The organism is Microcystis sp. M53603_WE2 (genome assembly GCF_030065435.1).
In genome coordinates, this window is the sequence record NZ_JASJFF010000230.1 from 1 (window position 1) to 11,438 (window position 11,438).

Below are 11,438 nucleotides of genomic sequence, written 5' to 3' on the forward strand. Positions count from 1 at the left end.
AACGGCTAAAAGCCATGAAAAAACCCCCTTATCAGTGATTAGGTTAGCAGTTATTAAGTGTTTAAAGCTGAATGCTCACTGCTATCTCCAAGCTAACCCGATCTCGATCGATAAGGGCAATACTTAACAACTTTATTAGACCTATAGGACACAATCAGGCATTACAGCCGTACCGTAACAGATCGTCTTTCCAGTTAAAAAGATTCCTTCGGATCACGTTCCACGTTACCCGGGTAGGTGAAACTGGCACTCGTTGCCGTCGGTTTGACGCGGCTCGATAGTTGGCTGATGGCCGCTCTTTCCTCTTGGGTGAGGGGGCGATCGATAGCTTGGAATTCGTAATATTGGTATTCGCTCATGGCGTGCAACCTATCTCAAGGTTTATGATCGATATGCTAATAATTGTACGGGGATAGTTAGGGTTTAAAGATAAATTCGACAGGACGGGCGCTCTCGGATGTATTAGGAATAGCAAGAATATGCAAATCGCCCGATCTTTACCGATAAGGAAAAAGTTCGGGTGATCGATCAGTAATTTCCCCGCATCGGTCTTTTCAAGAAATCTAATCTATTCCTTTGGATAGCGGCACGGTCAAAATCGATAGGATTACAATTTTTTTTGTTAAGCACTTTAGTGATCGTTGGATATTTCGGCGATTCATTGTCGGCTAATCGTTAAATTTTGTGAAAACAGCCTCATTCGTTGAGATTATCGGAGATAGACTAAGGACAGGTGAATAAGGGGGAAATAATCAGATTACTTGGGGGACAATTGCACAGATGAAATCGCCGAAACTTCATTAGGTTAAGAGTTTTGCCATTTGGAGGAAAGTTCAGATATGACGGATGGCTGCTGTTTGGTGAGGGATGGCACTGAAGCAGCTTGGTTCTGTGAGGGGGGCGAGGAAGCGGTTGGGACAGTAGAGATTGGCAAATTTAAATAGGGAGGAGTTCGCTAATGTCTGAAGAAAATTTAGAATCACTCAATAAACGCTTGGCTGCCTTAGAAGAAGAGAACAAAAATCTCCGTCAGCAGCTTAAAGAAGACGAAGAAATTTATGCCGAACGAATTGTTTTAAAAGCAAGAAAATACTTGTTCGACTGGCTAAAAATATCAGGGATATTCTTGGGAACATCTTCGGCCATTCTAGGGTTGGGATTAATAATGTGGGGAATGGGAACTTTTGAGGATTTTAAAAAGAAAATATCTAAAGAAATAGAAAACATTGATCTAAAAGAGCCAGTTAAACAAAGCGTAGATGAACTCCTAGCGGAACAAATCAATCAATATAGCCAAGAAACTCTGAAAAATACCATTGAATCTGAAGTAAAAAGTCGAGTTGCTAGAGAATTAGGGGAATCTGAGCCAAAATTTTTTGTTGTTGCAGGCTCTTCTAAAAAACCTTCTGATTTGGATAGACAATACGAAAGGGCTAAAGAAATATCTGGCAGTTATTTTGGCATTTCCAAGTATGAGGTGAGAATTTGTGATCCAAAAAAGCCATCTGATAACTACGCTTTAGTAATTGGTTCTGAATCGACTTTTACCGAGGCTGAACAATTAGTTAGACAAGCTATCGCTGATAACTTCCGAGCTACAAATACATACCCAATCTCTACAACTTCTGCCTTTTTTGATATCAATAAATGCCAGGTTATTCAAAAGGCTAATACTAATAGCTAGAAGCATACCTAAAATTTTCCTCGCCTTCATGGCCATCACCCATTCCCTCATCGCAGCAGCAGGCACATCCTTAATCATAGGAACTGCTGACCCAATGGCATTGGGTTTGGCTGTCCTGGGTTCGCAGCTTCCTGACATCGACACCACCACCTCAACCATCAGCAAAATCTTCTTCCCCCTCAGCAGCTTCATGGAAGATAGATTTCCCCACCGCAGTATCACCCACTCTCTTTTGGCGACGGGTTTGATTGCGGCTGTCTCCCTCCCCATCGGCTACTTCCTGGGCAATTAGCTGAGTGCGCTGCCGAAGGCACTCGCTGCGCGAGACCGCACTCTCGTTAGGTCATTTACTCGCCTGTTTCTCCGACTACTCTACTTCTGCTGGTAGTACAATTACGTTTAACGAGGAGTCGGCGATCGCTGTTTTAAGAGGGCAGTACGCAATTGGGACAGTAAACACCAAAATCGTTCAACCTGCGCCATTTAAGGGATGACCGTTCAATTTCCCCAAAACAGCCTGATGTTTCTGCCGCGCTGACCTTTCCTCGGTCGATGTGCGCTGGTTGCCGATAGTCGATAGGTGGATTTCGATAATCTCGTCAATTCTTTCGCTCGATGGCATCGAGTTCCCGACATATTTCGGCGGCCAGCCGATAATCCACACTTCCCGTTAAAGTAGCTCCGTCAAAGTGGCTGCCAGCATAGCAGCCGGGGTTATGGCAGCGGGGCAGTTTATCCCGGTTAAAGGTTTGAAAACAAGGGAAGCACAAGGTAAACTAATTATGATAAAACATTAATATAGAGGTTCTCACACCTGTGTGGCACAGTTAAACCTTTGCTGATTAAGCTTTTTAACATTGATAATGTACCTCCTGCGAACAGGAAATACTATAAATAAGCGGTAAAAATGAAATAAAATTAAGGGGAAAATTAATTATGCAACTAGAAGATTATTTCTTATTTATCTCCGAAGATGATATTAGAATCAAAGGTCATCGGCTCGGAATTGACAACGTACTCTTTTATTTCTTGGAAGGCTATACCCCAGAAGAAATAAATGCTATCTATCCCGATCTAAGTTTAGAGAAAATCTACGCAACTATTACTTATTATTTACAGAATCGGCAAAAAATTGATGCCTATTTATTGCGCCTCCAGAATTGGCGAGAGACTCGCTACCATGAAGCACTGAAAAATCCTTCGCCTCAACGAGAAAAGATGAGAAGAATTAAACAGCAAAGGCAAGATTCTGTCAAGGTATGAAAATCAAGTTTTTACTCGATGAAACCTTATCCCCCCGCTTGAAAGTCGCTGTCTTAAGGTTAAATCCAGAGATAGATATTTTACGCATTGGAGAGCCGAATACACCACCGTTAGGAACTCTTGACCCTGATGTTTTACAGTATTTAGGATTATCTCAACGACTCTTGGTGACAGATAATCGTACCAGTATGCCTGAACATTTAGAAGAATATTGGCAAAAAAATCAACAAATCTGGGGACTGTTTTGGATACGTCCCACAACAACAATGGGAAAACTAGCCGAAGAATTAATTATGATTTGGGAAACTACCGAAGCAGAAGAATGGATCGATATTGTCGATTGGATTCCTTTTTAATTAATGATATAATAAGATTATTGCCGTCCTTTTTATGCTTAATTATTAATTTGAATGACTCGCCAAATTCATGACCAATTTGCTAAGGAATATTTAGAGGAATTACTAACACCTCTAGGGACGATTAGAAAAAGTAAGAAAGTAAAAAGTGAGGTTCAAGAAATCGATGTCTGGTTTGAACCATTTAGCTCACCTCCTCCCACTGAGTTACCTTTAGGATTACTTGGAAAAATGGCGGCTACTTCCTGTTTGTTTGAACCTTTCCGCAATCCCCCGACCGAGGTAGAGATTCGCAGTTGTTTGTCAAAGTTATACACGGTTCATGGGGATGTCTTGAGAAAAGCGAAACGGTCAAACAAAACTCTAACAGACGCTGAACTACCAGTTCTCTGGATTCTAACGCCCACCTTTTCAGCTAGAATGATTGAAGATTTCGGGACTCACAGCGATGAGAGTAATTGGTTAACAGGGGTTTACTTTTTAGCGAAGTCTCTCAAAGCGGGTATCATCGTCATTCATCAATTACCAGTAAATGAAGACACCTTATGGTTGAGGGTATTAGGTAAAGGAGGAACTCAAAAACGAGCAGTTGAAGAGTTAGTTGAACTGCCAGAACGCAATCCTTTTCGAGAGAATTTATTAGAAATTCTGGCCAACTGGCGCAAGAATTTAGAGTTGAGAGATAATTTAAGTACCGAAGAACAGGAGGACATCATGAATCTATCACCAGCTTATTTACAACAAAGGGAAGAGTGGAAGCAAGAAGGGATACAACAAGGTAGTTTAGAAGAACGGTATTCCCTGATAGCCAGTCTTCTGGAAGGACGCTTTGGCAGCCTAGATTCGGAATTATTCAGTCTAGTAGAAAAGATTGCCCAACTTCCCATCTCGGAACGCACCGCTTTACTTCTTTCTTTAGCGAATTTATCCCGCGAGGAATTGTTGGAAAGATTGTAAATTTCGTTTCTCGCTCTTCTTACAGTCGTTCAACGATAACTGTTTTCCTTTTGTTTTTGCCGATAAGCTTCAAATTCGGGGTTACTGGCAAGAATTTGACGGACACGCTCGCGACTTATGCCGTATTTATCCCCTATTTGCTGATAGCTCAATCCTTGTCTATGGAGTTCTAAAAAATCGTAGCTTTTTTGCAGTTTTTCCTTTCTCTGTGCATCTCGTCTTGGGGTTGGACTCTTATCGCTAAGGTGTCCTACTATTTCCCTTCCCAACTCAGTCAAAGAATATTGAGAATCGTGGAAAATAACCAATCCTTGTTTTTCCAATTCTTTAAGTATTTTATGTACTCTGGTTAAATTATGAGCAGTTGTTGCCAATTGCCGAGATGGTTCCGAAAGTATCCGAATTGCCGAATCGATCTCAATCGGATAATCTAACATCCCTTTCAGAATCTGTTTCTGTTTTGCTTGGAGATTAGCGATCATCTCCTCTAAATGTTGAAAGTCTTCATTTTCATCCATCGGAATTACCATTTTAATAGACCTCTCCTTAGTCTGATAAAATCACAATCAGGGGATATTGTCAACAACTAACCGTAGCTTACCCAGTCGTTTATGTCTTGCTGATGCACTTTTTAAAAAATGGTGATAAACTCAACGGTACTGGGTACACTCTCCCTATCGGATGAATTTGAGAAAAAATCGAGAGAAAAAAACAATGAACGAACGAGAAACATCCAACAAAATTGAGGCGGGCGGGGGTTTTCCCGTATTGCAATATTGGGCAGAAAAAACTCTCTCTCCTCAAGGGGTTAAACTCTGGCAAACCTTGAATCATAAAAGTGCCTGTTTAGCTTGCGCTTGGGGAACGGGAGGACAAAAGGGCGGTTTTGTCAACGAAGCGGGGGAAAGTCTGCAACGTTGTCTCAAAAGTGTCGAGGCGATTACCTCCGAATTAATGCCAGGTATTAAAACTGATTTTTTTCAGACCTATCATCTCGCTCAATTACAGTCCTTAACTTCCCTAGAATGCGATCGCTTGGGTCGTTTCAGTTATCCCGTCCTCTTAAAAGCCGGAGAAAGTCACTATCAACGTATTAGTTGGGAAGAAGTGTATCGATTAGCCGAACAAGCTTTTCGTCAACCGTCCGAGACCATTGCCTCCTATAGTTCGGGACGTTCTTCTAATGAAGCCGCCTATCTCTTACAATTGTTTTTCCGGGCATTAGGAAGTAATAATTTAGCCGATTGTTCCGATCTCTGTCATGCCGCCTCGACCGTAGGCTTAAAACAGGTTTTCGGAACCGGAACTTCGATGGTCAGTCTGGAAAGTTTAAAACAAGCCGATTGTGTGGTGTTAATCGGTTCTAACGCTCCGGCTAATCATCCTCGCCTGATGAATGAATTAATTCAAATTCGTGATCGCGGCGGTAAAATTATTATTATTAACCCGCAAATTGAAGTCGGATTGGTCAAATTCTCCTCACCCGCTTTTCCGATTAAATCCCTATTGCGGGGCGGTTCCGATATTTCAACTCTCTACCTACAGCCGATACCGGGTAGCGATACTGCCCTATTCGTCGGATTACAAAAATCTTTAATTGAACAAAATTTAGTGCGGTGGGATTATCTCAAATCCCGTACAGAAAATTGGCAATCTGTTATAGATTATGCCCGACAAACACCATGGGAAACCATTACTAAAACCTGCGGTTTGTCCCGAGAAGAAATTGAAGCAACCGCCGCCCTTTTCGGCAATTTAGAGCGTGTGGTTTTCGCTTGGGCGATGGGGGTTACACAACAGGAAAATGGGGTAGATAATATTATCAGTATTGCCAATACCGCTTTAATGACGGGAAATGCTGGCAAAATCGGAGCCGGAACCATGCCAATCAGAGGTCATTCTAATGTACAGGGCTTCGGTTCTATGGGCGTTACAGTGAGATTACGTCAGGAAATCGCCGAGGCACTTGCTCAACTTTTAGGAAAGCCATTAAATATAACCGGCGGTTATGATACCAGGTCATTAATTGAAGCTGCCGAACGGGGAAAAATTAACACTCTTTTCTGTTTGGGAGGTAATCTTTATGGAGCAAATCCAGATTTAACTCAAGCCAAAAAAGCCTTAGCTCAAATTGATACGATTTTTTATGTAGCTACTAAGCCAAATTTAGGACATTTCCAGGGATTAGCCCGACAAAATACGATAATTTTACCCGTCTTCGCTCGTTTTGAAAATCCTCACCCGACAACCACCGAATCGGGCAATAATTTTGTCCGTTTTAACGAGCGGGGAAGCAGTCATCTACAGGGTTCCCATGTGGATATCATCTCGGAAGTAGAACTGTTAACAAATATTGCCGTCAAGGTTTTAGGCACAAACCCGATTGATTGGTCGAGATTACACGACACCGCCTATATTCGTCAGTTAATCGCCAAAACGATTCCGGGCTATCAAAAAATCGGGCAATTAGATCAAACCCGAACAGAATTTACCATTAGCGGACGGATTTTTACCGAACCCCATTTTCCGACCTCAACCGGAAAAGCGCAAATGTCCGTCACCCCTTTACCCACTTTAAAAGCGCCGCAAAAGCAAGATTTTAACCAACCGGAAAATGCCCCCGGAATTGCCCTGATTCTCGGAACAGGACGCAGTTATGGACAACATAATACCGTCGTTTATCAAGTGGGCGATAAATACCGGGGAATGCCTCACCGTCATTGTTTATTAATGAACGTCGAAGATGCCAAAAAAGCGGGCCTTCAAGAACATCAACGAGTCACCGTCCAAGGAGATGCCGGCAAATTAGAAAATATCGAACTTATTTTCGGTCCGATTCGCGAAGGTGTTGGCTTTATGTTCTATCCCGAAGCCAATGTTTTATTCAAGGCTAAAATCGACCCTCGCTGTGGAACCCCCGCTTATAAACGAGTTCCCGTCTGGGTTTTTTAGTTATCAACTCCTCTAATTTTCTTTTTTGGAAATAATGAAATAGAGTTAAGCAGGTAGGCAAAATTATTTGTAGGATGGGTTAGGGGTAGCGTAACATGAGCAGGCGTTGGGTTTCATGCTTCAACCCAACCTACGTTCATCTTATATTTAGTTCCACCCACCCACTTTTTTGGAAATAATGAAATATAGTTAACCAAGCCAACCAACGAATTGAGCAGAATGAAAAAGCTATGGTCGGTTTGATCGCATTTCTGTTATCTTCTTCTTACCGTCATTAAAGTAAGTAGCCATGGACAAGTTTTTACTAACCTTATTAAGCATAGCAAGTTTATTGGCCGTCGCGATGGCTACCCCTAGCATTGCAAGTCCCGCATCTGGAACGACGAACTTGCAACTAGCTCAAAATCCTAACTGTAACAATCCCCAGACTCAAAGCGAAATGAACATTTGTGCCAGCATCGCTTATCAAAACGCCGATCGCAAGTTAAATCAAGTTTATCGACAACTACTGCCAAAACTGTCAGCTGCTCGCAAACAAAAATTAATTACCGCCCAACAAGCTTGGATTAAGTTTAGAGACAGCAGTTGCGAATTTGAAAGAAGTGCCTATGAGGGAGGCTCTCTAGCTCCCATGATTTACGGTAATTGCTTGGCAGCTGTCACCGAGCAGCGTACCAAAGATTTGCAAAGATATTTAGAAAATAGCGATCTCTAAGTCAGAATCGCCGTTGATATTACCGATAATTCCTTAGACGTTTACTGCACAACAGCCTAAGCGGGTGAGGGGAATCGAACCCCTATCATTAGCTTGGAAGGCTAGGGTTTTACCACTAAACTACACCCGCATTTTCTTAGCACTTTCGTTAGCATAACACGAATTGCCAATTTTTACAAGTAGGGATTTTCAGCTTGTGAATCGCCCCTAGATGGTCAAAAATTGCCTAAAAATCCCGATCGCTCGGTTATTTCCCCGATTTGGCTAAAAGTTTTCTCCACGCGATCGAGATCTAGTTGGGAGAAATTATCGATCGCCCAGTTGGACACTCTCTGCATAAAATGGAAGGGGTAGGTATGAGCGATTCCCACCACCTGCATTCCCGCTCTTTTTGCCGCTTCGCAACCAGCAAAAGTATCTTCAATCACCAGACATTCCCAGGGTTGCAACTGTAGATTAAAATTCCAACGATTGAATCTTTCTACGGCCAGTAAATAACCATCCGGTTGAGGTTTACTGGTGCTAATCTCATCCCCGGTGACAATGACACTAAAGTAATCCCCAAGGCCCGTCTGTTGCAAGATCGATTCTACTTCCGAGCGTATTGCTCCCGTCACCAAACCGATTTGTAGATCCCTGGCCTTAACCCGTTTTAAAAAAGAGTATATCTCTTCATAAATAGGAAGTTTCTCTAATTTTTCTAATCTTTCTCGGTATAAACTGGTTTTTTTGTTAATTAACTTGGTCAGATACTCCTCGGTTACTTGACGACCGCGACGGTTGAGAACATTACGCAAACAGACGCGATCGCTTCTTCCCAGACATAACTCCGCAAATTCCGACCCTAGGGGCAGCAAATTTTCCCCGAGCAAGATTTCATTGATTAACTCTTGATGGATCGGTTCATCATTGATGATCACCCCATTAAAATCGAACAGAACAGCCTTTAACATCAATCTTAGACAGAAAAGCTAATAAATAATAAGTAGGTGGGTATTAAAAATTGTCAGACACCCCCATGATCAAGGGGGATCCCCCCGCCTATCGGCACCCCCCTTATCAAGGGGGGCAGGGGGGATCAAAACCCCCCTTATCAAGGGGGGCAGGGGGGATCAAAACCCCCCTTATCAAGGGGGATCCCCCCGCCTATCGGCACCCCCCTTATCAAGGGGGGCAGGGGGGATCAAGGACAAAATCTATCTTCAATTTAATTGAAACCACTTACTTAAATATTCTTGATTATACTAAAGTTTTTCGTCGGAGCCGGGCGGGTCTTGCCCCTTACCCCATCTCAACAAACAATTTTAACCAGAAAATTGCCAAGGCCTTGACAAATTCCCAGATTTGTTCTATTATTTTGTTATAGTGGGAATCCGTGCTGCCCTGTAACCCCCCTATTTGGGGTTTGCTAAAAAAGTACGGGCGAAGCATTCGGATAGAAAATCTACGGTTTCAGTGATAGGTTATTGCCCGAATGCTTCGCCCCTACAGGACGCGGGCCGATGAAGACGCAAGGTTTTGAAGCACGATTCTCTCCTTGCACCTGTTTCGCAAGACAGACCCCCAAAACCCTTACCTTGCCTACATTTCACATTTATTAAGCAAGCCCCATTCTGGGCTGAGATATTAGCCAAAAATATAACAAAAGAATTTAGGTCATTGTTTCTTGTTTCGTTTCCGATACCCAACGACGGAATAATTCCACAGCAATCCGATAATGGGAGTCTTGGCATTCGATGACATGATGATTTTCAAGGGTTTTTAGGGCCCGGTCGAGAGTTGTGGCAGTTAATCCGGTGCTGGACAGTAAATCTGCCCGGGTTAATCCTTGCAGATGGGGAGAAAGAACTATTAAAATTTCCTGTTGTCCGGCCGCATCTTGTTTAGCCTGTTTCCAGACACCCGTAAAATAATAATTCCCCCTTTGGAAAAACTCAGCATCGATGGCTTTTTCCACATCTTCCACCTGAAAACGAATATCTTGGGGACGTTGCAACTCAAAGACCTGTTTATTATAAAAACGTACCAGATGAAAGCCGATCAGTTGTACTAGATAGGGTTGACCGTGGGTAAGTTGATAAATTTTGTCCAAAGCGGATGGGGTATAGTCTAGGGGAAAATCCTCGTCTTCCCCAACGGGATTAGCGAGGATAACGCGAGTAGATTCAGGAGAGAGGAAACTAACTGGAATCGGGTAAACACTGCCAAAAAAAGGATGAAAATAATCGGCAGTCATCTCCTCTAGGGTATGTAATCCGGCAAAAACAAAAGCTAGACGCGGACTACTCTGGACAAGGGAACGCAGATAGCCGAGGAAATTCTGGGGGAGGGTATTCGCTTCGATTAAATCCTCAATTATCTCGAACTCATCGAGGGCAATAATTAAACCGGTTTTAGCTTTTTCCGGCAGAATCTGGCGCATCAGACGGTCTAAATAACGATTAAAATACATTTCTGGATGTTGGGAGATTTTTTCCTCTTCTGGGGCATCAATTGCCAAAGTTTGGGCGATTTCCTCAGCCATAGTCAGGAGAACTTCGGCTAGGCTGGTTACTGTGGCCACGCGCTGTAAATTAATGTAGATAACGGAGACATCTGGTGGAAGATATGTCTCCAGATTGCGTAGAATCGAAGTTTTACCCATGCGACGATGACCATAGAGAACCACGGAGGATAGGTTATCTCCGGACCACATTGACTGAAGTTCCCGCAGGATATCCTCACGACCAACAAAGCGTTTACCGATAACCGGATCACCGATAATGTAGGGATTAGGAATCGGTTGGGTAATAGTTACCGTTCCCACCGTTCCCGCGATGGATGCGCTAATTTTTAGCCATTTTAGGACGATAGAAAAGATTAATTCTTTTTCTGCTTGGGGTAAAGTAGTCGCCTGCTGGTCGGCTATATCGATTAATTCCCCGATAATCCGATTAAGAGCGAGGGATCTGGTCTGTTGGGAGTAACTTCCCTTGACTAAAGCCATTTCTGCGATAACTAGATTTAAACTGCTGATAGCTTGCCAAGTTTGCGGACGTAATGACGGTTCTGCGGCAATGGGGGCAACCTCCAGGGAAGCGATACTATCGGGAGTTGCTGCCTGACTAAATCGGTGTAAAGTTTGGGCGAGGCTATACATTTCTTCCCCGTAGGCGAGGGAACGTACCACAGCAAAGGCTTTTTCGGCTTTTTCGGTGTCCCGTTGGTGAAGATACCAAAAACCGGCGGCAGCGGCGCGAGCAGGGGTATCGAGACGGATTTTGCTGCGAGGAAAAGAAAACAGTTTCGCCGACGCATATTTTAACAATTGCCAATCGGAGGGATTTTCTGCCAGACGGGACACCCGATAGATAATTTCTGCCTCTGGGAATTGCGATAAAACGCGGTTAACGGCGGCAAGGACAGGAATAAACTGGCGGCTGTACCGAAAGTATTGATTGAGGTTATTAATAGCCGTTTCCCAGTCTTGCTGTAACCATTGTTGTAGAGTCGAGGTTAACCCCGGCAGCGG

12 protein-coding genes and 1 tRNA gene are annotated in these 11,438 nt (G+C 43.2%); 7 read left to right on the forward strand and 6 right to left on the reverse strand.

Annotated elements, in window-relative coordinates:
• Positions 1-194 precede the first annotated feature (194 nt).
• Positions 195-359, reverse strand: coding sequence for a hypothetical protein (locus tag PX481_RS04920; RefSeq protein WP_170915522.1), 165 nt, complete (start codon positions 357-359; stop codon positions 195-197).
• A 599-nt stretch (positions 360-958) separates the two neighbouring features.
• On the opposite strand from PX481_RS04920, the gene PX481_RS04925 reads away from it, so the two are divergent.
• Entirely contained in the window at positions 959-1,684 is a 726-nt protein-coding gene (locus PX481_RS04925; RefSeq protein ID WP_193978993.1) for a hypothetical protein, read from the forward strand.
• 28 nt (positions 1,685-1,712) lie between these two features.
• Positions 1,713-1,976, forward strand: a complete 264-nt coding sequence (locus tag PX481_RS04930) for a metal-dependent hydrolase (protein ID WP_228051401.1) — start codon at positions 1,713-1,715, stop codon at positions 1,974-1,976.
• Between the two features lie 177 nt (positions 1,977-2,153).
• On the opposite strand, the gene PX481_RS04935 is transcribed toward PX481_RS04930, so the two are convergent.
• Entirely contained in the window at positions 2,154-2,306 is a 153-nt protein-coding gene (locus tag PX481_RS04935) for a hypothetical protein (protein ID WP_288028019.1), read from the reverse strand.
• A 314-nt stretch (positions 2,307-2,620) separates the two neighbouring features.
• On the opposite strand from PX481_RS04935, the gene PX481_RS04940 reads away from it, so the two are divergent.
• The 3 genes from PX481_RS04940 to PX481_RS04950 are packed head-to-tail and all read left to right on the forward strand — an operon-like array spanning position 2,621 to position 4,260.
• A complete protein-coding gene (locus PX481_RS04940) occupies positions 2,621-2,947 on the forward strand; it encodes a DUF433 domain-containing protein (protein WP_002762393.1) in 327 nt (108 codons plus the stop codon).
• A complete protein-coding gene (locus PX481_RS04945) occupies positions 2,944-3,303 on the forward strand; it encodes a DUF5615 family PIN-like protein (protein WP_002762391.1) in 360 nt (119 codons plus the stop codon). Before PX481_RS04940 ends, PX481_RS04945 begins: the two co-directional genes overlap by 4 nt.
• 54 nt (positions 3,304-3,357) lie before the next feature.
• Positions 3,358-4,260: an RpnC/YadD family protein gene (locus PX481_RS04950; RefSeq protein ID WP_288093840.1), complete on the forward strand. Its 903-nt coding sequence runs from the start codon at positions 3,358-3,360 to the stop codon at positions 4,258-4,260.
• Positions 4,261-4,289: 29 nt separating this feature from the next.
• Here PX481_RS04950 and PX481_RS04955 read toward each other — a convergent pair whose 3' ends face one another.
• The gene (locus PX481_RS04955) at positions 4,290-4,790 is read right to left on the reverse strand and encodes a sigma factor-like helix-turn-helix DNA-binding protein (RefSeq protein WP_288093841.1); all 501 of its coding nucleotides are present in this window, start codon (positions 4,788-4,790) and stop codon (positions 4,290-4,292) included.
• A gap of 184 nt (positions 4,791-4,974) precedes the next feature.
• On the opposite strand from PX481_RS04955, the gene PX481_RS04960 reads away from it, so the two are divergent.
• Together PX481_RS04960 and PX481_RS04965 are read left to right on the forward strand one after the other, a co-directional pair.
• Complete coding sequence (locus PX481_RS04960; RefSeq protein WP_288093842.1) at positions 4,975-7,212, forward strand: FdhF/YdeP family oxidoreductase; 2,238 nt, start codon at positions 4,975-4,977, stop codon at positions 7,210-7,212.
• A gap of 289 nt (positions 7,213-7,501) precedes the next feature.
• Complete coding sequence (locus PX481_RS04965; protein ID WP_288028021.1) at positions 7,502-7,927, forward strand: lysozyme inhibitor LprI family protein; 426 nt, start codon at positions 7,502-7,504, stop codon at positions 7,925-7,927.
• A 59-nt stretch (positions 7,928-7,986) separates the two neighbouring features.
• Here PX481_RS04965 and PX481_RS04970 read toward each other — a convergent pair.
• The 3 genes from PX481_RS04970 to PX481_RS04980 form a co-directional block, all read right to left on the reverse strand.
• Positions 7,987-8,057: transfer RNA gene (locus tag PX481_RS04970), tRNA-Gly, on the reverse strand.
• Positions 8,058-8,142: 85 nt separating this feature from the next.
• Positions 8,143-8,880, reverse strand: a complete 738-nt coding sequence (locus tag PX481_RS04975; RefSeq protein ID WP_288093843.1) for an HAD family hydrolase — start codon at positions 8,878-8,880, stop codon at positions 8,143-8,145.
• Between the two features lie 698 nt (positions 8,881-9,578).
• The coding region (locus tag PX481_RS04980) for an AAA family ATPase (RefSeq protein WP_288093844.1) at positions 9,579-11,438 on the reverse strand (1,860 nt) is incomplete at its 5' end.

What these genes read in the sequence shown, in the direction of transcription:
- PX481_RS04975 (WP_288093843.1), bottom strand. Translation starts at nt 8,880, where the DNA reads ATGTTAAAGGCTGTTCTGTTCGATTTTAATGGGGTGATCATCAATGAT.
- PX481_RS04925 (WP_193978993.1), top strand. Translation starts at nt 959, where the DNA reads ATGTCTGAAGAAAATTTAGAATCACTCAATAAACGCTTGGCTGCCTTA.
- PX481_RS04955 (WP_288093841.1), bottom strand. Translation starts at nt 4,790, where the DNA reads ATGGTAATTCCGATGGATGAAAATGAAGACTTTCAACATTTAGAGGAG.
- PX481_RS04920 (WP_170915522.1), bottom strand. Translation starts at nt 359, where the DNA reads ATGAGCGAATACCAATATTACGAATTCCAAGCTATCGATCGCCCCCTC.
- PX481_RS04940 (WP_002762393.1), top strand. Translation starts at nt 2,621, where the DNA reads ATGCAACTAGAAGATTATTTCTTATTTATCTCCGAAGATGATATTAGA.
- PX481_RS04945 (WP_002762391.1), top strand. Translation starts at nt 2,944, where the DNA reads ATGAAAATCAAGTTTTTACTCGATGAAACCTTATCCCCCCGCTTGAAA.
- PX481_RS04935 (WP_288028019.1), bottom strand. Translation starts at nt 2,306, where the DNA reads ATGCCATCGAGCGAAAGAATTGACGAGATTATCGAAATCCACCTATCG.
- PX481_RS04965 (WP_288028021.1), top strand. Translation starts at nt 7,502, where the DNA reads ATGGACAAGTTTTTACTAACCTTATTAAGCATAGCAAGTTTATTGGCC.
- PX481_RS04960 (WP_288093842.1), top strand. Translation starts at nt 4,975, where the DNA reads ATGAACGAACGAGAAACATCCAACAAAATTGAGGCGGGCGGGGGTTTT.
- PX481_RS04930 (WP_228051401.1), top strand. Translation starts at nt 1,713, where the DNA reads ATGGCCATCACCCATTCCCTCATCGCAGCAGCAGGCACATCCTTAATC.
- PX481_RS04950 (WP_288093840.1), top strand. Translation starts at nt 3,358, where the DNA reads ATGACTCGCCAAATTCATGACCAATTTGCTAAGGAATATTTAGAGGAA.